Annotated in this window: 18 protein-coding genes; 13 read left to right on the forward strand and 5 right to left on the reverse strand. The window is 44.2% G+C overall.

Going from position 1 to position 20,219, the window contains the following annotated elements:
• Together LPA49_RS21385 and LPA49_RS21390 are read right to left on the reverse strand one after the other, a co-directional pair.
• Positions 1–198, reverse strand: a 198-nt coding sequence (locus LPA49_RS21385; RefSeq protein ID WP_230237736.1) for a DUF4158 domain-containing protein, incomplete at its 3' end; no start/stop codon positions are given.
• 309 nt (positions 199–507) lie between these two features.
• Complete coding sequence (locus LPA49_RS21390) at positions 508–2,985, reverse strand: EAL domain-containing protein (RefSeq protein ID WP_230237737.1); 2,478 nt, start codon at positions 2,983–2,985, stop codon at positions 508–510.
• 257 nt (positions 2,986–3,242) lie between these two features.
• Between LPA49_RS21390 and LPA49_RS21395 the strand changes: the two genes are divergently transcribed.
• Together LPA49_RS21395 and LPA49_RS21400 are read left to right on the forward strand one after the other, a co-directional pair.
• Positions 3,243–3,485: an EAL domain-containing protein gene (locus LPA49_RS21395; protein ID WP_230237747.1), complete on the forward strand. Its 243-nt coding sequence runs from the start codon at positions 3,243–3,245 to the stop codon at positions 3,483–3,485.
• A gap of 306 nt (positions 3,486–3,791) precedes the next feature.
• Positions 3,792–5,225 carry an IS1182 family transposase gene (locus LPA49_RS21400; RefSeq protein WP_069945381.1) on the forward strand — a complete coding sequence of 478 codons (1,434 nt, stop codon included), beginning with the start codon at positions 3,792–3,794 and terminating at the stop codon, positions 5,223–5,225.
• Between the two features lie 246 nt (positions 5,226–5,471).
• Here LPA49_RS21400 and LPA49_RS22375 read toward each other — a convergent pair whose 3' ends face one another.
• Both LPA49_RS22375 and LPA49_RS21410 read right to left on the reverse strand, forming a co-directional pair.
• Positions 5,472–5,693: a DUF4113 domain-containing protein gene (locus LPA49_RS22375; RefSeq protein ID WP_326847814.1), complete on the reverse strand. Its 222-nt coding sequence runs from the start codon at positions 5,691–5,693 to the stop codon at positions 5,472–5,474.
• A gap of 18 nt (positions 5,694–5,711) precedes the next feature.
• Positions 5,712–6,485 (reverse strand): UMUC domain-containing protein DNA-repair protein, encoded by a 774-nt coding sequence (locus tag LPA49_RS21410; protein ID WP_230237738.1) that lies wholly within the window; start codon positions 6,483–6,485, stop codon positions 5,712–5,714.
• Between the two features lie 313 nt (positions 6,486–6,798).
• Here LPA49_RS21410 and LPA49_RS21415 point away from each other — a divergent pair, with 313 nt between their 5' ends.
• Together LPA49_RS21415 and LPA49_RS21420 are read left to right on the forward strand one after the other, a co-directional pair.
• Positions 6,799–7,779, forward strand: a complete 981-nt coding sequence (locus LPA49_RS21415; RefSeq protein WP_230237739.1) for an IS5 family transposase — start codon at positions 6,799–6,801, stop codon at positions 7,777–7,779.
• A 256-nt stretch (positions 7,780–8,035) separates the two neighbouring features.
• Complete coding sequence (locus LPA49_RS21420) at positions 8,036–8,500, forward strand: EVE domain-containing protein (RefSeq protein WP_230237749.1); 465 nt, start codon at positions 8,036–8,038, stop codon at positions 8,498–8,500.
• An 89-nt stretch (positions 8,501–8,589) separates the two neighbouring features.
• Here the strand turns inward: LPA49_RS21420 and LPA49_RS21425 are convergent, their stop codons facing one another.
• Positions 8,590–8,997, reverse strand: coding sequence for a hypothetical protein (locus LPA49_RS21425; protein WP_230237740.1), 408 nt, complete (start codon positions 8,995–8,997; stop codon positions 8,590–8,592).
• Positions 8,998–9,164: 167 nt separating this feature from the next.
• On the opposite strand from LPA49_RS21425, the gene LPA49_RS21430 reads away from it, so the two are divergent.
• The 9 genes from LPA49_RS21430 to LPA49_RS21470 all read left to right on the forward strand — a co-directional run.
• Positions 9,165–11,504, forward strand: a complete 2,340-nt coding sequence (locus LPA49_RS21430) for a TonB-dependent siderophore receptor (RefSeq protein WP_230237741.1) — start codon at positions 9,165–9,167, stop codon at positions 11,502–11,504.
• Positions 11,505–11,519: 15 nt separating this feature from the next.
• Positions 11,520–13,673, forward strand: coding sequence for an FAD-dependent oxidoreductase (locus LPA49_RS21435; protein WP_230237742.1), 2,154 nt, complete (start codon positions 11,520–11,522; stop codon positions 13,671–13,673).
• Positions 13,674–13,702: 29 nt separating this feature from the next.
• Positions 13,703–14,566, forward strand: a complete 864-nt coding sequence (locus LPA49_RS21440; RefSeq protein ID WP_268260802.1) for a DUF547 domain-containing protein — start codon at positions 13,703–13,705, stop codon at positions 14,564–14,566.
• Between the two features lie 115 nt (positions 14,567–14,681).
• Positions 14,682–15,875 (forward strand): ABC transporter substrate-binding protein, encoded by a 1,194-nt coding sequence (locus LPA49_RS21445; RefSeq protein ID WP_230237750.1) that lies wholly within the window; start codon positions 14,682–14,684, stop codon positions 15,873–15,875.
• Positions 15,875–17,638 (forward strand): ABC transporter permease, encoded by a 1,764-nt coding sequence (locus LPA49_RS21450; protein WP_230237751.1) that lies wholly within the window; start codon positions 15,875–15,877, stop codon positions 17,636–17,638. The genes LPA49_RS21445 and LPA49_RS21450 overlap by 1 nt, the downstream gene beginning before the upstream one ends.
• Entirely contained in the window at positions 17,628–18,266 is a 639-nt protein-coding gene (locus tag LPA49_RS21455) for an ATP-binding cassette domain-containing protein (protein ID WP_230237744.1), read from the forward strand. The genes LPA49_RS21450 and LPA49_RS21455 overlap by 11 nt, the downstream gene beginning before the upstream one ends.
• Positions 18,260–18,928 carry a CDP-alcohol phosphatidyltransferase family protein gene (locus tag LPA49_RS21460; RefSeq protein ID WP_230237745.1) on the forward strand — a complete coding sequence of 223 codons (669 nt, stop codon included), beginning with the start codon at positions 18,260–18,262 and terminating at the stop codon, positions 18,926–18,928. The genes LPA49_RS21455 and LPA49_RS21460 overlap by 7 nt, the downstream gene beginning before the upstream one ends.
• Before the next feature lie 91 nt (positions 18,929–19,019).
• Positions 19,020–19,874: a sterol desaturase family protein gene (locus tag LPA49_RS21465; RefSeq protein WP_230237746.1), complete on the forward strand. Its 855-nt coding sequence runs from the start codon at positions 19,020–19,022 to the stop codon at positions 19,872–19,874.
• A 185-nt stretch (positions 19,875–20,059) separates the two neighbouring features.
• Positions 20,060–20,219 (forward strand): DUF4158 domain-containing protein (locus tag LPA49_RS21470; RefSeq protein ID WP_230237752.1); only part of this gene is annotated, 160 nt, incomplete at its 3' end.

Raw genomic sequence — 20,219 nt, forward strand, 5'->3', positions numbered from 1 at the left:
GGGCTTTGATTTGAAGTATCCCAAAATCGCGACAAAGTAACATCTATGAACTCTGAGACGAATTGACCGAAAAACTGCCAATTCCGCATCGTTCAGAGAAAAGTACAGACGTTGTTCTTCGATTGAAAAAATGGGTGGGGAATAAAGATTTGCCTGTTCTGCTCTCGTGAGAATAGTAATTTCGTTTTTGATGGCCATATCAGGGCTGTTCCGTATTAAATGTACGATATTTACCTAATTTGCCACACTTATAAGTAGTAACCCACCTCCGCAGCCATTTATTGGTGTGGTCTACAGAGGATTATGTCTTTTTAGAGGGGAAAATCCCTAGAACCCCAGATAGCGAATATTAACAAGGCTAAAACTATCAACAATACAAACCTTAGATCACCATACGTTCCATTTTGGAACGTATGGTGAACGACTTGAAGTCGTCTGAGTGCCAAAAGCTGCCGTACCCGACTGCTCTGTAAGGTCGCTTCTGGGTAGTCTCAGTGGCCAAGTCAGTTAGCCTTTATAAGTCTGCCAAGAATCATATGTTTTCCAGTTAGATACCCACTCAGGAATATCACCGGCAGTCATGGGCCGAGCAATGCCATAACCCTGCGCCAACTCACAACCCAGTCGTAATAGTGCTGCTCCGTGTTCGATGGTTTCTACTCCCTCGGCAATGACTTCGCGCTTGAATGTTTTAGCTAAACCTATGACGCTTTCAACAATCGCTAAATCGTCGACATCTTCCAGCATGTCACGCACAAAGCTCTGGTCGATTTTAATCAAGTAGGCTGGTAGACGTTTGATATGGGTAAGCGATGAATACCCTGTACCAAAGTCATCCAAGGCAAAGCATACGCCTAGTTCATGGCAAGCACTCATGGTGTTAAGCAATTGGCTGATGTCACTTAACTCACTGGATTCCAATACTTCCAATTCTAAATAGTGAGGGTCAACTTCGGGATGCGCTTCTAACAACGCTGTTATGCGAGTGGTGAAGTTACCTTGTTGTAATTGATAGGCGCTAATGTTGACACTGACAGATAGGTCTAAGCCCATGCTTCGCCATTGGCTTATTTGAATTAGTGCAGTGTCTATGACCCATTCACTTAGCTCCAGACTAATGGCATGACCTTCTATCGCTGGTAAGAAATCTAAAGGTGGGACTATACCGCGAGTAGGATGCTGCCATCGGATTAATGCTTCGACACCTATCACATCACCTGTGCGCATATTCACCTTGGGTTGATAATGCAACACAAACTCACGTCTACCCAAAGCTGAGCAAACATCGCCTATACTTTGCTGCCGAATCTTCATCGCATTATCTTGTGTGGTATCAAAAAATTGATAACGGTTTTTACCTGCTTGCTTAGCAAAATACATGGCTTGGTCGGCGTGACGCATGAGCAGGTCTGCATCTGCTTCGTCTTGTGGATAAAAGCTGACACCAATACTCGCTGAGATTTGCATTACAGCATCACCCAAAGTAACAGGAGCAGCAGCGGCCTTTAGTAGTCGTTTTAATACAGACTCACTATCTTCAATATTTTCCAAATCAACCATGACAGCAATAAATTCATCGCCGCCAATACGTGCCAGCGTATCACCTTCTCGTAACGCCTCTTTCATGCGCTGTGCCACTTCAACGAGTAGTTCATCCCCCACATAATGGCCGTAGAGGTCATTGACGGCTTTGAAGCCATCTAAGTCCATAAACGCAACGGCTAATGAATTATTGCGGCGTTGACACTGCACCATGTCATGGTTCAATCGGTCAGCCAGTAGTACACGGTTGGGGAGGTTGGTTAATGCATCGTAATGAGCAACGAGTTTCAGCTTTTCTTCGGCTTGTTTACAGTCAGTGATTTCTGTCCGAATGCCTACATACTGAAAGGGCTTACCTTTATCATCTAGGGTCGGAACAATAGTCGTTTTAACCCAATAGTCGCTGCCAGTCTTATTGGTATTCTTAATCTCACCATGCCACACCTGACCACTAGAAATGGTCTTCCATAAATCCACGAAAAACTCGTCTGGGTGTTCATCGGACTTAACGATTTTGTGGTTATGGCCCAGTAGCTCTTCACGGTCATAACCGCTGATGGCGCAGAACTTGTCATTGACATAGGTAATGCGGCCAGCAACATCAGCGATGCTCACAATGGCGTGTTCGTCTATTGCACCCTTTTGAGAGATTAACTCTCTATTCAACTCTTGGGTCGCTTTGGTCGCTTGGATTAGAGCGAGTTCCTTCTCTTTTTCAGCGGTTATGTCGCGGGCAGTGACAACTATCCTTTTATCCTCAAGCGAGATAATATGTGCGCTATAAGTACTATCGCCCGATGGCATCGACAGCATGTAGTCGAATGACACTAACGAGTTAGTTTCAATTGCCTCATCAAATGCATTTTTAAACTGCTCAGATACTTGTATTGGAAGTAAATCAAGCATCTTTTTCCCAATTAATTCATCGGGTGTCAGATATAAATCTTTACTATCATTCACATTATATTTGACTATAACGCCATCACTGTCGAGTACGAACTGTATATCTCGGTTTGACTCATTCACTGCGCACATTAAATCGTTTGTCTCGTTAAGTTCCTTGCTTTGAATTTTAAGTCTGGTGACATCTTTTTGAATGCCTAAATAATGTATTAGCTTTCCTTGATTATCAAAAATTGGCGACATGCTGAGTTCATTCCAAAACATCGAGCCATCTTTTCGATAGTTTCTGAGCGTTACTAGGCAGGTTTGTTGTTTCTTGATAGTTTCACGAATGATAGTTAATTGATCTTCTTGATCTTTATCATCTCCCTGTAGATAACGACAGTTTTTACCAATAATCTCTTCAAGGCTATAGCCAGTCATCCTCTCAAAAGCCGAGTTAACAAATATCAGCGGATTATCTGGCAGTGTAGGGTCCGAGATCGTTATGCCGTCACGAGAGTTCATAACAGCTGCCTTGAGTACGTTTAGATCAATCATATTTGTCCTTTTACAGCATCAATCATAAGCGCAATGCCATTACGCGTCTGTTCGTTATAACGCCTAAGAGGCAACTACCCACTTATTGACACTCAGCAATTTTTTTATATTATTACTTTGTAACGCGGTTGTAAATTCTTCAGTAATCATTGCCTCACACCACTATTTTATTATTGCTACACGTGCGCAAGAGTTATTGATATGGCAATTGTAAAAACTACGATGAGTGAATTTGTAAGCAAGGGTTTAAGTTTTCCATAGATGATTCTGATACGGGTTATTCAAGCCTTGCTTATTTAAAGGAATTGCCTATTTCGGAATTAAAAATCGACAAGTATTTTGTTGACGACATTGAAATTAATCAGCCTGAAAAATCTTACGCTATTGTTGACACGATTATTGAAATGGCTCGCGCATTTGTTGTGAAGAGTGTTGCAGAGGGAGTCGAGACTGATAAGCAATTTGCCTATTTAAAGAAAAAGAGGCGTAATCATTATTAGGGATATTTATTTTCAAAACCAATAGATAAGGACGACTGGTTAAAGTCTGTTAACAAAGAAACTAAGAAGAAAATTGGATGAATGATTAATCTATTTTATGCTTTCTGAAGGTCTCCTAACTCAGCTTTTGATACGGTAGGTAAACATAAACCAATGACCGCTTTTCGCTCAGGCTGTGTGAAAACTATTGATCACCTTTTGGACTAAGCACGGTGTTTATATGATCAATCAGTCTTAATGTAATCACCTATCTAATCTCCGTTTTTAGTATAATTAAATGGTCAGCCAAACCAGAGAGAATCTGTGATGTCTCACCATATTAAAGGTCAATCAAGAACACAAACTACACTGCTACCAGAAGTGCTAGATGATTTTGTCACTGAAGATAATCCCGTTCGAGTCATTGATGTTTTTGTGAATGAAATAAATCTTGAATCATTAGGTTTTAATCGGGTGCAGGCAAAACAAACAGGCCGTCCTTGTTATCACCCAGCAACACTGCTCAAGTTATATATTTACGGTTATCTAAACCGTATTCAATCATCACGCCGTTTGGAAAAAGAGACGCATCGCAACGTTGAACTGATGTGGTTAGTCGAACGTTTGCAACCTGATTTCAAAACCATTGCTGACTTTAGAAAAGACAACGGCAAAGGCATCAAGAATGCTTGCCGCCAGTTCGTTCAACTGTGCCGTCAAATGAACATGTTCAGCGATGCGGTATTCGCCATTGATGGCAGCAAATTTAAAGCTGTAAATGCCAAAAAGAATAACTTCACTCCCCAAAAAGCCAAGGACCATATTGCATTAATTGAAACGAGTATCAGCGACTATTTATTGAAGTTAGATAGTGCAGACGCTAACGATAAAAGTGATAAAGATGTGGGGTTGATGCAAGATAAATTAGCCTGGCTCAAGAATCGCCTTGTTGAGTTACAAGAAATTGAAGAAGCCGTTAATGCTCACCCAGACAAGCAGTTATCGTTAAATGACCCCGATGCGCGTTTAATGAAAACCGATAACATGAATCGCAAGGTCTGCTATAACGTGCAAAGCGCAGTTGATACAAAACATCATCTTATTGTCAGTCATGACATCACGATGTCGACAGACCGAGGCCAACTAACGCCCGTTACAACGCTAGTGCAAGAGGCTCTAGATAGAAAAGATATCACCGTTATCGCCGACAAAGGTTATTTCAGTCGTAATGATATTAAAGCAGCTCAGGATTTAGGCGCGACAGCTTTAGTCCCCCAAATCGATACATCGGGTTCTAAAAAGAAAGGCATATTTAATAAATCATTGTTCAAGTATGACCAAGACAAAGATATTTATGTTTGCCCAGCTGGAGAGGAGCTACCACATCGGCGAAACGTGTATGAGAGTGGCTTAGAGCAGAAGGTGTATGTCAATCATATCGCATGCAGGGACTGTAAAATTCGTGCTCAATGTACCCAATCAAAAACAGAACCGAGGAAAATGCGGCGTTGGATACATGAGGCTGAAATTGACGTAATGCAAACAAGGTTAGATGCTGCACCTGAAACGACGGTCATTAGAAAACAAACCGTCGAACACCCGTTTGGCACCATCAAAATGTGGATGGGGGCAACGCACTTCTTGATGACACGCAAGAAAAACGTCAGTACGGAAATGAGCCTCCATGTACTGGCCTACAATCTAAAACGAATGATGTCGATTGTTGGAATACACACACTCATTACCGCCATGCAGGAATGATGGCGAGTTGTTAGCAAAATCCTCTCTATTGCGCAGTATACAAGCTAATTTGCCATCCTTTTTAGAACCGTGACTGATAATATTTACATTACTGCTAGATAGCCTAATGACTTAAATATGGGTTTAAATCTGCGTAAAAATATCTGAATAACGATAGATTGGTCTTCGTTTTAGGTTTTCACACAGCCTGCGCTCAAAACCGACGGTCACCATTTATGCGACAGTAGAAAAATGTATGCTCAACTGCTAACAAATTATCTTTGGTATATCGCTCCACTTTGCTGTGTATTGTGGCGATAAGAAAGATCGCCGCATGGCAAACTTTTGCTCAAACCCTTTAGCTGCGATGTGCACCGTTGAACGTCCATATTTCGCATTGATTCTGTCCATGCAAGACATGAGTTTATTGTTGTCATTTGGGGGTGTAAACAAATCGTATTGAGACACCGCTTCAATGTGTAACCCCATCAAACCCAACCCGCACCTCTAATATCGCACGTTAGGCTTGTAAAACTGCGGCATAGCACCTCCAATGACTTTAAAAATATTACGAGTGTCACTAGTGGGTACAGCAAAATGATGAAAGTACGACTTCCTGAAATAGCCTTCAGTGTCGTGCGGTGAGCTGGTTGCAAATAGTGTCATACTGCTAGTTAAACTTTTCTGTTTGCGTAGCTTAGCTGCCACTACTTCAGCATGGCTGGCTAAAGCACTGCGCAGCTCTTCAAAAACGGTAATTCGGCCTCCAAAACTACGAGTATTATATATTTCTTTTTTCGCGCCACGCACTGTATCCCAAGAGTGTCGGACTTCGCCGTTTAACTCTTGCACCGTGTTTTCAACTAAAATTGAGAACTCTTTTCTGACTTGCGTAGGGTCTCTATTGGCCAATTCCCAAGCTGTATTAATACCTAACGCATTTAAGCGTCTTCCTAGGCGATTACCGATACCACAGACATCAGTGACAGCCAGCTTTGATAATACTGCGTTTCGTATTTCCTTGATATCAAGAACAGCCACGCCGTTAAAACCCTTGATTTTCTTTGCTGCATGATTTGCGACCTTGGCCAAAGTTGGTGTTGGGCCGATGCCTACGCAGTTGGGTAATCTTACCTCTCGCCCAACGGCTTTTCTTACCTGCATCCCGACTGCTTCCCACCCTTCTTGAGGTGCTGAGGATTGTTTGCCGTAATACAAAAAACACTCATCAATTGAATAGACATTAATGTCCGGGACAAATCGTGCGCAGGTGTCCATCATGCATTGGCTTAAAGCTCATAGTTACTTAAACGTTGAACATTGAACATTGAACATTGAACGTATGACAACACCTGCGGCAGTTGGATGGTCTATGAGCAATTGATCTAAATCAAGATTAAGCTGAGTTTATTCTGCTGCTGGCGACTCAAAACCGATACCTGCGGAGGCTAACTTTCAATTTCAGAGTATTGAAGTCAGGATATATAAATGAAGTTATTAATTTGACGATAATGCAGCTTTGACCTAGGGAAGATGCGAATAAGTCCCCGATGTGAGATCATAGCTGCATAGTAAATCACAGCCATTACCGCCCATGAGCCAACAGTTAACTTTTGCCGATAGTGAGTTTTCCAGCAAGCGCCGCCAGACTCGTAAAGAGATATTCTTATCCAGAATGGATAAACTGCTGCCGTGGCCTCAACTGCTGGAAGTGATTGAACCCTTTTATCCTAAAGCTGGCAATGGTAGACGTCCGTACGCGCTTGAGACCATGTTTCGCATTCATTGTATGCAGCAATGGTATAGCCTCGGTGATGAAGCCATGGAAGATGCGTTATATGAAATTGCCTCGATGCGTCAGTTTGTGCAACTGTCATTGGATAAAGCCATTCCAGACCGCACTACCATTATGAACTTTCGGCACTTGCTGGAAAAGCACAAGCTGACTCGCAAATTATTCAAAACGGTCAACCAATGGCTGTCTGACTGCGGTGTGATGATGACGCAGGGTACACTGGTGGATGCGACGATTATTGAAGCACCCAGCTCCACTAAAAACAAAAAGAATGAACGAGACCCTGATATGCATCAGACCAAGAAAGGCAATGAATGGCACTTCGGTATGAAAGCCCATATTGGTGTGGATGCCAAGAGTGGCCTCACCCATACGCTGGTGACCACCGCCGCAAACGAGCATGACCTGAACCAGTTGAAGAACCTGTTGCATGGCGAAGAAGAATTCGTTTCCGGCGATGCCGGTTATCAGGGCGCTTCGATGCGGGAAGAGTTGCAAGATACGAATGTGGAATGGCTGATTGCTGAACGCCCCGGAAAAGTCCGGGCACTGAAAAAGCATCCTCGCAAAAACAAAACGGCCATTAACATCGAATACTTAAAAGCCAGCATCAGAGCAAAAGTGGAGCATCCGTTTCGGATCATCAAATGTCAGTTTGGCTTTATCAAAGCACGTTATAAAGGGCTGATGAAAAATGACTCACAGTTAGCCATGTTATTCACCTTAGCGAACCTGTTTAAAGTAGACCAGATGTTAAGGCGACAGCCAAGATCTATCTGAAATCCGGGAATAACCCGGAATAAGGCCGAAATCAGGCCTAAAACGGCAGTATATTTGCCGAAATTGAAATTTTAGCGTTCAAAAATTAGACGGTAAGTGCAAAGGCTGGTTCAAGAACTAAATTGCAGGACTTATTCGCAGTTTCCTTAAATGGCTGAGTTATCTATGCGGCCTGGTATTAAAAGAGCGCATACAGCGTATGTTTATTTACCTACGCTTCAGTAAGTGTTCGAAGATTAAGAGAATGAATAAAAACATGGCGTATTGGCTATTTAAAACAGAACCTGATGCATTTTCTATCGATGACTTGGCAAGCCGTCCTGACCAGACTGAACCGTGGGATGGCGTAAGAAATTATCAAGCCCGTAACTTTTTACGTGATGGCGTAAAGCTAGGCGATAAAGTGTTTATTTATCACTCCAGCTGTAAACTGGTCGGTATTGCAGGCGTTGCAGAAGTGGTGAAAGACGGGTACCCAGACACCACACAGTTCAACCCTGAGTCAAAATACTACGATCCTAAATCCAGCGAAGAAAATCCTCGTTGGTATCGTGTAGATGTGAAGTTTATAGAAAAGTTTTCCAGCGTACTTCCACTTTCTGTTATTAAGAGTATGGAAGGTATTACTGAGCTACCTTTGGTTAAAAAAGGCGGAAGGTTATCAATAATGCCGGTACAAGAGGGCGAATGGCAACAACTGTATGTGGCTGCCAGAGGTTAAAAAGCGCCGTATTGGCGCTATGAGGTGAGCCTTAGTAAGGGCAACTGGCTATCACGATTTAGTGCAGTTGCCCCAACACATGTGTACTACTAGCCAAAGGCAAATTTAGTGTCGGCATCGCGCAATAGGAATAGTGCAAAGCATGCTCCCCACATAGGCCATGCGGCAAAAAAGAGCAGGTGATTAAAGGCGTCTAGATATTGCGGGAAAGACGAAAGAGTGGAGCCACCGTGAAGGATAAAGATGAGGCCGTAGGTGTATTTTTTCACAAGGCCCGCTAAAAACGCTAATACCAATGCGAGCTGTAATGCGCCCATGATGTACACGGCCATTTCAGGTACGCCGCCTATGCCGTAGAATTTTTCAAAAATTGCCATGCCGTGGGCAGGATTGACAAACTTATCTAGGGTCCAAACAAACATAACAATAAAAATAGTTACGCGAAGCGAAAGTAACGACCACTCCAGTCGGTTTTGAATATCAGTGTTGTTTTGCATATATGCTCCAAAAGTATAATAGTGCAAGCATACAAGAACGACCGTTCAAAATAAAAATTTCAATTAATTTTGTGTTTTATAATGTTTTTTCGAAAATTAAATGTACTGAAATTTTTTGTGACACGTATCGGTCTAGTCGAATAATAAATAAAAATACGGAATCGTTAATGAAAAAAGTAATCGGCCTTGCCGTTAGCACACTCGCACTTGCCATCAGTCATTCTCTAGCTGCCCAACAAGTGGCAGATATAGAAGTAGTAGAAGTAACAGGCAATCAAGAAAACTTAAACACACTAAACCCCGGCGACAATACGCTAAAAGGTATATTTGGTAGTGGTTTAAGCGCAGCAGAAACCCCTCGTGCGGTAACGTCATTGTCGGCAGAAGCGATTGAAGCGCTTAACATTAATGATCTTCACGACATTGTAAAAGCAGCTCCAAATGCCTACGCTTCAAGCGGTTTCGGTACACCTAGTTTGCCAAGTATTCGCGGTCAGTTAGGCGAGCTTTTTCAAGACGGCGTGCGACGCCAGGCTGGCAATAATGGTTTTGGGTTGCCATTGTCTTTTAATAGCGTTGAGCAAATTGACGTAGTGAAAGGGCCGTCGCCAGTTTTGTTTGGAAGTACGCAGCGTAATGGTGGCTTCGTAAACCTTCAAACTAAGGTTGCGCCTACTAGCGACAGTAGCGGTAAGGTTACCCTTCGCGCCGGGCGCTGGGATCAGTATTCAGCACAAGTGGACTACGGCACAGTGATAGAAGAAGGGAAAAGCGGCATTCGCTTTAGTGCTGAATACCTAGATCACGGCAGCTTCTACGACTTCGCTGAGCGCGATAGTACAAACCTATTTGTTGCTTATCGCTACACACCGAGCGACGCACTAACTTGGGATATTAGCGCTGAATATTATGACACAGACTATCCAGACAATGCGGGTATAAACCGCCCAACCCAAGACCTTATCGACAATGGTGTTTATATTACTGGGCAAGGCACTCAGCCTAATGGCAGTTCAGTTCCGGGGGCTGGAGCCATTATTTCACCTACCGGTGAAGTGGTTATTCCCCGCAATCGCGTATTTACTAATCCTGATGACATCAATGGTGCTGAAACCACCGTTATTCGCAGCAATGTAGAATACAAAATGGCTGATAACGTGGCGCTTCGCAATATTACGTATTACCAATATCTTGAACGGGAAGAAATTGCGCAAAATAGCTTTGTAGAGATTATTGACGGCGCTGACACGTTTGAAAACCGCACTGAAGTGGATTATCAGTGGAACGATAGCCAACTTACTACTGTAGGCTTGGCGATTCGCTATAACGACGTGCTGGGCTATAGCCAGTTTACTACTGAAGCCGACAATCCGATTGATTTAACCGGGCCTATTTCTAACCGCGTGATCCCGCTTACCGACGCGCAAAAAGCACGTTTAGTCGAGTTACGTCCAGGTGTATTCGTGTCTCCGGGGGCTCAGTATGATTTAGACGGCGATGGCAACGGCGATTTTAACTTGTCAGACACCACTGATTCCACGTCGTGGCAAACTGGGTTGGCGCTCCAGCAACGCTCTAGTTGGACAGACACGTTCTCAACCATTGCTGGCGTTCGAGTTGATTATTACGATGTTGATGCCCGAGACCCTCTAGCGCCTAATGGTGTTGAAGCAGCCTCAGATTCGTACAGCGATACGTTAACTAGCTATCAGTTAAGCGCGGTTTATAAACTCACCGGTGACATCAACGTATACGCGGCGTTTTCAGAAAACGATGCTACATCAAACAGTATGGCGGGTGGCACAGTATTGGGCGGTAATAATGAAATTAACCCGCTTAATTTTGCTACCGAAAATACTCTGTATGAAGCAGGGGTAAAATACGCGCCAAACAGCAAATGGTATGCTGAAGCTGCAGTGTTTGAGCAAACCCGTAGCTTACGCAATCGCGATGGCAGCAACAGCGGCGTGAAAACCAAAGGGGTTGAGTTGCAAATGTTTTACCAAGGCGACGATGTATGGGTCAATGCTGCCTACAGTTATTTAGACGCTCGCTTCGATGACTCTGCAGCGTTTCAAGGCACGGCTCAGGTGATAGATGCGTTTGATAATAGTCGCCCTGATATTATTGAAGGTACAGGAGTAGGATCACCCTCTTTTGCCGCGTTCCCTGCATCAGACAGTCGTGTTCAGGGGATCCCGCCGCAAATTGCTTCTATTAACGCTGGCTGGCAAGTTACCGACGACTTGCAAGTGGGAGCAAGTGCCCTATATACCAAGTCATTCCCACTAGACTTCCTGCAAACCGTGCATATTCGTGACCAATATACGGTTGACGTAAATGCAGACTATCAAGTGACAGATGACCTTCGATTGCGTTTAGATATCATTAATGTGACCGATGAGAAAAATTGGCAGCCGCTGTTTGAAGGTGGATATTTCGGCGCGACTCTTGTCATGCCAAACGTACCTCGTCACGCTCAAGTTACCATGCAATACGCGTTTTAAGCGCTAAGGATTTTTATGTTTAAGAAAATAGCGCTTTTAGGGATTATCGCCGCCGCTATATTTAGTTTTTTCTATTTTGATTTGAATAGCTATCTAACTCTTCAGGGCATGAAGGACTCACTCGATACGTTTCAAGCGCAAATAGAAGAAAACCCTGTATTAAGCATAGGGGTGTTCTTCGCTATCTATGTGGCGGTTACCGCACTATCGCTCCCAGGTGCGGCAATTTTGACCCTAGCGGCAGGCGCACTATTTGGGCTGGCGCAGGGCTTAATTATTGTGTCGTTCGCATCAAGTGTGGGCGCTACGTTAGCTTTTTTAGTCGCGCGCTTCATCCTGCGTGATACCGTACGAAACAAGTTCAAAGAAAAGCTTAAGAAAATTGATGAAGGCATTGAAAAACAAGGTGCGTTCTACTTATTTACTTTGCGCTTAGTACCAGTATTTCCGTTTTTCTTAATAAATCTGTTAATGGGGCTGACGTCACTTAAAACCTGGACGTTTTACTGGGTAAGCCAAATAGGCATGCTTGCTGGCACCGCTGTTTATGTAAATGCTGGTACGCAGTTGGCGCAAATTGACAGTCTGTCAGGCATAGTATCGCCAGGGCTTATCTTCTCATTTGTATTGCTAGGTATATTCCCGTGGATTGCTAAAGGCATTGTGGCAATAGTAAATCGCCGCCGCGTCTACAAAGGCTACAACAAACCAAAGAAATTTGACCGTAACCTAGTAGTGATCGGCGCCGGTGCTGGCGGATTAGTCACCAGCTATATTGCGGCAGCAGTGAAAGCAAAAGTAACGCTGGTAGAAGCAGGGGAAATGGGGGGCGACTGCCTTAACTACGGCTGCGTACCCAGTAAAGCCATCATTAAAACGGCGAAAGTAGCTAACCAAATGCGTCATGCCGACAACTATGGTTTGGAGCCGGTAACACCTGCCATGTCGTTTAAAAAAGTGATGGCCCGTGTGCATGAAGTCATTGCGGCGATTGCGCCCAACGACAGCGTAGAGCGTTACACCAGTTTGGGTGTTGACGTTGTAAAAGGCTATGCAAAGATCATCGACCCCTGGACAGTAGAAATCAAAAAGAATGATGGCGGCACCCAAACGCTAACAACAAAGAACATTGTTGTTGCCACGGGGGCAGCGCCTTTTGTTCCTGACCTGCCCGGTATCGAACAAAGCGGTTATGTCACTTCTGATACCTTATGGTCTAAATTTGCTGACCTTGAAGAAGCGCCAAAGCGCTTGATCGTATTGGGTGGTGGGCCTATTGGCTGTGAGCTAGCACAGGCATTTTCTCGCCTTGGTAGCGAGGTTACGCAAGTTGAACGTGCGCCACGTTTAATGGGTAAGGAAGATGCTGACGTAGCTGAATATTCTGAATCTGTACTTCGAGAAAGCGGAGTGAATGTTTTGACATCTCATGATGCATTGCGCTTTGAGACGAAAGACGGTGAAAAAGTATTAGTGGTTGCTAAAGAAGGTGTTGAGTCTACTATAGCCTATGACGAAGTGATTGTGGCAGTTGGTCGAAAAGCGCGCCTTAGTGGGTTTGGTCTTGAAGATTTGGGAATTCAGTTTGATAGAACTATTGAGACCGATGAATACTTGCAAACCCTGATGCCAAACATCTTTGCTGCTGGTGATGTGGTAGGCCCTTATCAGTTTACCCACGTAGCTGCCCATCAGGCGTGGTATGCGGCGGTTAACGCACTTTTCGGCACATTTAAGAAGTTTAAGGTGGATTATAGCGTTATCCCTTGGACTACCTTTATCGACCCTGAGGTGGCGAGGGTAGGTCTTAGTGAGCGAGATGCTGCAGAACAAGACATTGATGTGGAAGTAACTCGGTACGAATTCGCCGAACTCGATCGAGCCGTGGCCGAGAGTGCGCGTAAGGGGTTCATAAAGGTGCTTACGCCGCCGGGGAAAGACAAAATATTGGGTGTAACCATTGTCTCTGAGCACGCTGGTGATTTACTTTCTGAATTTGTTATTGCCATGAAACACGATTTAGGTCTTAACAAAATTCTTGGCACTATCCACGCTTACCCTACGTGGGCAGAAGGAGCGAAATACGCAGCGGGAAATTGGAAGCGCGCTAATGCCCCTGAAAAACTTTTAAGCTACGTTGAGAAATTTCACACATGGCGGAGAGGGTAATAGAAGTGAAAACTACTCAATCGTCTTTTATGCGCAAAATCGCCCTATTGTCGCGTTTAAGTGCAGTATCACGTAGTGTGGCAGTAGGCAGCTTAGTGCTGTTTGCTGCAAGCGTAAGTTTCTATGCTAGTGCTGAAGCGGGCCTACATAGCACGTTTGATAAATTGTTAGGTAAATACGTCACGCCGATTTCCAACGGCGCAAGCACGCAGGTAAATTACGATGGCTTTAAAAAAGAGCGAAATACGCTTAATGAGTATTTAGCGCGCTTATCAAAGGTTGAGCAAAGTACATTCGACTCATGGGATAAAGATAAACAGCTCGCTTTTCTTATTAATGCTTACAACGCCTATACCATTGAGCTTGTCTTAACTGAGTACCCAGATATCGACTCCATTCGTGATTTAGGAAGTTTCTTTTCTTCGCCTTGGAAAAAGGAGATAGCACCGCTGCTTGGTGAAACTCGCACATTAGATGAAATTGAACACGAACTTATTCGCGGTACAAACCAAGCCACAAAAAGCTATAACGAGCCTCGCATTCATTTTGCGGTGAATTGCGCCAGCATAGGTTGCCCTGCGCTTCGTGAAGAAGCCTACACGGGAGACAAACTAGACTCGCAGTTAGAGGCACAAACTAAGCGATTTTTGGCTGACACCTCTCGCAACAAAATGAGCGATAACACACTCTATCTATCAAAAATATTTGATTGGTACAGTGAGGATTTTGAAGGTAAAAACGGCGAGTGGCGCGATACGTCGACGCTAAATGAGTTTATCTTGCTGTATAAAGACGCAATGCAATTAACTGAAACACAAGTTTCTGCGTTAAAAAATGACACTGCGGATATTGAATACCTAAACTATGACTGGGCGCTTAATGCGGCACAGTAGCGCTAACGCTAGTACTCTGAATGCTTCCCAAATGCATTCAGAGTGGCAAGCTGCGGGACAGTTAAGTACAAATATCCCGTTGTTTACCCCCATGCAGGTACTCTTTTTTACCTGTATGGTCATTTTTTTGGTATTTGTTGTAGCCCAGCCTGCGTTGGGCCAAACCAGCGATGAAGCATCCAGCGAAAAACCGCCTCTTGTTCGATTTCATGCTTGGGGTGGTAGTGCCCAAGTCAATGGTTACCTTCAGTGGGTAGCCGAGCAAGTTAAAACACGTTTTAACATAGAACTTCAACATGTGAAGCTGGCCGACACTAGTGATGCGGTTTCTCGGGTACTTGCTGAAAAGGCGGCAGGAAACCACAAAAACGGGAGTGTTGACCTTATATGGATAAACGGCGAAAACTTCGCTGCGATGAAAAAGCACGACCTGCTAAGTGCTTCGTGGGTAGGAGAACTTGACAACTTTAGCCTAACTAACCCGGGTCAAAACCCCGCTGTAACAACAGACTTCGGTGAGCCTACTTTAGGAATGGAGGCGCCTTGGGGTAAAGCGTCTATGGTTTTTTATTACCGTAGCGCACACTTAAATACGCTAGGACTTATGGCCCCGAAAACCATTGAAGAGCTTCTACGATTTAGCCAAAAATCACCAGGTAGATTTACCTACCCAGTACCTAGCGATTATTTAGGTATTAGTTTTATCAAGTATGCAGCGCTTGCACTTAACAAAGATAAGCGAAGCCTTTTTTATCAGCCAGTGACTGATAAATCGCTTGATGCGGTTTTACCGAGTTTGTGGGCGTATCTTGACGCGCTGCATCCTACTATGTGGCAGCAGGGTAAACACATGTTGCGCCAAGCTTCCCAATTACAACGCTTGGTGGGAACCGGAGAGCTTTCAATGGCTTTCTCTTTCACCGCTTCAGAAATTCCGTCGGCGGTCACTCGTTTTGATTTACCTGACGATGTTCGCACCTATGTTATGCAAGACGGTAGCCTAGCAAATGTCCATTTTGTAGGTCTTACTTACAACTCAAAAAACAAAGCGGCAGCCAAAACGGTGGTTAACTTCCTGCTTTCTCCACAGGCACAAGCTAAAAAACAGGCGGTAGAGGTGTGGGGCGACGACACAGTGCTTGATATTGAAAGCCTTTCAGCGTCAGACCAAGCGCTGTTTGTTGAAGATAATAGTCACCCATCGGCGTTAGATAAATCGCGAGCGACGATGCTGCTCGCTGAGCCGCATTCAAGCTGGACCGATGTGTTGCGAGAGGCATGGTACCAACGCTATGGAGCACGCTATTGATGTTCGCTCAATTTACACGTGTTGCACGCTGGTGCTTATTACTTTTGCTGTGCATCCCTGTTTTGGCAGGGTTGGTTGGCGTAGCGTTTCCGGCGTTAGGCTATTTTCCTGCAATAGGCGCAAACAGCTTTTCTCTAAACGTTTTTAAAACGCTATTTGCTATTGATGATATTTGGCAGATGGTGTGGCTGTCACTTTTTACTGGGTTGGGGTCTACATTGCTGGCGATTGGTGGCGCGTTTTTATTACTAGCGTCATTTTATCAATCGACTTGGCTAAACAAAATTCAAGGCTTATTAAGCCCGTTTCTTGTTTTTCCACACGCGGCTGCAGCCATTGCCTTACTATTTGTATTCAGCCCGTCAGGCATATTTGTTCGAATAACCGCGGTAGGAACGGGTACGGTTATTCCTGGTAGTGGCGAGGCGCTTTTCCCATATGACTCTTTTTTTCCCTATGATCCTGGGGGGCTAAGCGTACTACTGGCGTTAAGTTTAAAAGAACTGCCGTTCATTCTTTTGATGGCGTTAAGCGTAATGTCCCAGCCATTGGTGAAAAGTAAACTTTCTGGCTATATCAAGGTGGGGACAGCGCTTGGCTATTCGCCCGTGGCAACCTTTTTTAAGCTGGTAATGCCCACTGTGTTCGCACAAATCAAGTTACCAATATTAGCAGTGTTGGTCTTCGCCACCTCTAACGTGGAAATTCCGCTCATATTAGGGGGCAACAACCCCAGCACTTTGGCCGTGGCCATTATGCATTGGTTTAATCATATCGATTTATCTATGCGCCTATTGGCAAGCAGTGCGGCGGTGCTTCAGGTTGCCGTTAGCGGTTTGGCGTTAGTTCTGTTGTTATGTGTCGAGCGTATAGTGATATATGCGGGAAGGAAAAGGCTTGCGAAAGGGAATAGGCGCTTTTTTGATAGCTTTGTGCAAGGCGCCGCTTATAGTACTGTAGCGCTCTACATTGCTTTGATTGGCGCAGTGGTTTATTCGGTACTTATGTACTCAATCGCTAAGCAGTGGTACTACCCTGATTTATTTCCAGAAGGTGCCACTCTATTGCATTGGCGAACTGCTTTTGAAACTCTTGCTCAGCCATTTTCTAACAGTTTATTGCTAGGAATTTTGGTAAGTACCTCAGCATTGGGGTTAGTTCTATTTACACTTGAAAGTGAGCTGCTTAAACCCGCAGGTACAAATGCCAAAAGGGCGTTTTCAATTTCGTTGTTTTTGCCGTTATTGGTGCCTGGTGTGGCTTTTTTATATGGCCTAGTTTGGTTCCAGCAACTCGTGCTGCAAGACGCTGTTTGGTTTCATACCTACATTGCTCATATGGTTTACGTCGTGCCCTATGTATTTTTGTCCATGGCGGTAGCCTATCGGAAATTCGACATACGATACGCAATGGTTGCGCAAAGCTTAGGTAAAACGCCCTGGCAAGTGTTCTATTATATTAAATTGCCATCCCTGGTTTCAGCTATCATGGTGGCGTGGGCGCTGGGGCTTGCTATAAGCTTCAGCCAGTACTTGCCTACGCTATTGGCCTCGGGGGGCACTATTGCCACCATAACAACAGAAGCTGTGGCTTCAGTGTCGGGAAGCAGTACGCGCTTAACGGCTGTATTCGTTATTATCCAAGCAATTATGCCTTTAGTTGGCTTTGCAATAGCGTGGTATTTACCCGCCGCATTAGTAAAAACCGGTAGCAAGATTCGTACTTTAGATAAAAAGAATAGAGCAGTATTACATGGCGCTTAGTTTAGAAAACCTAGTGGTTTCTCATGCACAAAACACATTATTAAAAGTGAATATATGTGTGAAAGACGGAGAAATTTTAACGGTAATGGGGCCAAGTGGGTCTGGAAAGTCTACTTTGCTGCAGGCAATTACCGGCCAACTTTATGGGCCGTTTAGCTTTAGCGGTATCATTAAAATTAACGGTGTTGTAGTAAACGATATAGCAGCTCATTTGCGTAAAGTAGGCATTATGTTTCAAGACGCCTTGCTCTTTGAGCACATGACGGTTGCAGAAAATATTGCCTTCGCCATGCCTAAAAACAGCCATTCAAATCGAAAAGCTAAAATGGAAGCTATCGAAGAAATGCTTAGCGCTGTCGACCTAGCAGGCATAGGGGAGCGCGCAGTCACTTCATTATCAGGCGGGCAACAATCCCGTGTTTCTCTACTAAGAACGCTAGCTTCGCAACCTGACGTCGTATTGTTAGACGAGCCATTTAGTAAGCTAGATCTTGTCCTTCGTGAGCAAATTCGAAGCTGGACATTTAAGCAGCTTAAAACGAGAAACATTCCCGCAGTACTTGTAACACACGATAAAGAGGACGCCCTCGCTGCTGGCGGTCAAATAATAGAGTTATCATCATGCTAGACGCGAAAATCACCCCTTTTATTAAACCGCTATTGAAGCCTTTGATCACAGCACTGAATGCAAAAGGCATCAGCCCGAATCAAGTTACCGTGGCAGGCTTTGTTTTAGGTATTCTTGCCGTCCCCTTTATTATTCTTAACTGGTGGGGAATGGCACTTAGCTGCATTATACTCAATAGAGTGTTTGATGGTATTGACGGTGAGTTAGCACGCTACCAACAAAGTAGCAGCAGTGCAGGTGGGTTTCTTGATATATGCCTAGACTTTTTGTTTTATGCATCTATTCCGTTAGCATTTGGCATCGCTGACCCTATTAACTGGGGCGTACCAGCAATGGTGCTACTTGCCACATTTATCGGCACGGGCAGTAGCTTTTTGGCTTTTGCCATTGCAGCTGAAAAATTTCATATCGACAGACCACAGTTCGCTAACAAGAGCTTTTACTATATGCAAGGGCTAACCGAGGGTACAGAAACCATCGTTGTGTTTCTTGCTTTTTGCATCTGGCCCCAACATTTCGCGGCACTTGCTTATATTTTTGCCGCTGCTTGTGCAGTAACTGTCGTCACTCGAATCGCAGGTGGGTTTAGTACCTTGAATAAAGTAGAAAAACAAAGTCAGTGTTTGACGACTGATAAGGTTCAAGGCGGCAAAACTGATTAGGCATAGGCATCACAGCTGCGCCTTTTCTTTACACAAACCGTAATTAGTCGTTAAGAAGTAGACATGAAATTGAATCGAAAAGAGAACCGTAGTGGATAATGCGTCAGCTATTCGCCTAAGTGTATTTCTTGGTGTTTTTGTCTTTATGGCAGTTCTGGAAGCCTTGTTTCCAGCGCGTAATGCCGTGCTGAATAGGAAAACACGCTGGGTCGGTAACCTTTCCATGGTGGTGTTGGGGGCCCTTGTCTCTAGAGTTTTACTTCCCGCAACATTAGTTGGCGTATCGATATGGGCCCAGCAAGAGGGCGTTGGGCTGTTTAATCTAGTAACAGCTAAAACCGTCGGTACTTTGCAGTCCACTGAACAAATAAATAATACCCAATACGGCAACGCTCTGGTTGTCGGTATAGTGGTAATAAGTGTACTGCTGCTGGATATGCTTATTTACTGGCAGCATCGATTGTTTCACACGATGCCTTTTTTATGGCGTTTTCACAAAATGCATCATGCCGACAGCCATGTCGACACCACTACAGGGCTTAGGTTTCATCCCGTTGAAATTGCTATTAGTCTGGGCGTTAAAGCTTTGGCAGTGGCAATACTAGGCATACCAGCCATAGCTGTTGTTATTTTTGAAGTGGCACTTAACGGGTTTGCGCTATTTAACCACGCTAACATTCGATTACCTCAAAAGTGGGATGACAGAGTGGGACTGGTACTTATTACCCAACGCTTGCATCGCATACATCATAGCCAAGCTAAAAGAGAATCAAACTCTAATTATGGTTTCAGCGTATCTTGGTGGGACAGGCTTTTTAAAAGCTTTACCCCCAGAGCTAAGCAAAGCGACGAAACACTTTCGATTGGCCAGCGGGATGTGCCTGCGATAAAAGAGAACGCTTCAATTCGTGCCTTGCTATTGCAGCCTTTTAAAGAAACTGAGTAGCAACGAGCATTGCTACGCTCTGTTAAATCATTGCTAGTGCCTTATAGGGGTTCTAGGGATTTTCCCCTCTAAAAAGACATAATTCTCTGTAGACCACACCAATAAATGGCTGCGGAGGTGGGTTACTACTTATAAGTGTGGCAAATTAGGTAAATATCGTACATTTAATACGGAACAGCCCTGATATGGCCATCAAAAACGAAATTACTATTCTCACGAGAGCAGAACAGGCAAATCTTTATTCCCCACCCATTTTTTCAATCGAAGAACAACGTCTGTACTTTTCTCTGAACGATGCGGAATTGGCAGTTTTTCGGTCAATTCGTCTCAGAGTTCATAGATGTT

Source organism: Pseudoalteromonas sp. MB41 (assembly GCF_020966275.1).
GTDB classification, from domain to species: Bacteria; Pseudomonadota; Gammaproteobacteria; order Enterobacterales; family Alteromonadaceae; genus Pseudoalteromonas; species Pseudoalteromonas lipolytica.

What these genes read in the sequence shown, in the direction of transcription:
- LPA49_RS21390 (WP_230237737.1), bottom strand. Translation starts at nt 2,985, where the DNA reads ATGATTGATCTAAACGTACTCAAGGCAGCTGTTATGAACTCTCGTGAC.
- LPA49_RS21400 (WP_069945381.1), top strand. Translation starts at nt 3,792, where the DNA reads ATGTCTCACCATATTAAAGGTCAATCAAGAACACAAACTACACTGCTA.
- LPA49_RS22375 (WP_326847814.1), bottom strand. Translation starts at nt 5,693, where the DNA reads ATGGGGTTACACATTGAAGCGGTGTCTCAATACGATTTGTTTACACCC.
- LPA49_RS21410 (WP_230237738.1), bottom strand. Translation starts at nt 6,485, where the DNA reads ATGATGGACACCTGCGCACGATTTGTCCCGGACATTAATGTCTATTCA.
- LPA49_RS21415 (WP_230237739.1), top strand. Translation starts at nt 6,799, where the DNA reads ATGAGCCAACAGTTAACTTTTGCCGATAGTGAGTTTTCCAGCAAGCGC.
- LPA49_RS21420 (WP_230237749.1), top strand. Translation starts at nt 8,036, where the DNA reads ATGGCGTATTGGCTATTTAAAACAGAACCTGATGCATTTTCTATCGAT.
- LPA49_RS21425 (WP_230237740.1), bottom strand. Translation starts at nt 8,997, where the DNA reads ATGCAAAACAACACTGATATTCAAAACCGACTGGAGTGGTCGTTACTT.
- LPA49_RS21430 (WP_230237741.1), top strand. Translation starts at nt 9,165, where the DNA reads ATGAAAAAAGTAATCGGCCTTGCCGTTAGCACACTCGCACTTGCCATC.
- LPA49_RS21435 (WP_230237742.1), top strand. Translation starts at nt 11,520, where the DNA reads ATGTTTAAGAAAATAGCGCTTTTAGGGATTATCGCCGCCGCTATATTT.
- LPA49_RS21440 (WP_268260802.1), top strand. Translation starts at nt 13,703, where the DNA reads ATGCGCAAAATCGCCCTATTGTCGCGTTTAAGTGCAGTATCACGTAGT.
- LPA49_RS21445 (WP_230237750.1), top strand. Translation starts at nt 14,682, where the DNA reads ATGGTCATTTTTTTGGTATTTGTTGTAGCCCAGCCTGCGTTGGGCCAA.
- LPA49_RS21450 (WP_230237751.1), top strand. Translation starts at nt 15,875, where the DNA reads ATGTTCGCTCAATTTACACGTGTTGCACGCTGGTGCTTATTACTTTTG.
- LPA49_RS21455 (WP_230237744.1), top strand. Translation starts at nt 17,628, where the DNA reads ATGGCGCTTAGTTTAGAAAACCTAGTGGTTTCTCATGCACAAAACACA.
- LPA49_RS21460 (WP_230237745.1), top strand. Translation starts at nt 18,260, where the DNA reads ATGCTAGACGCGAAAATCACCCCTTTTATTAAACCGCTATTGAAGCCT.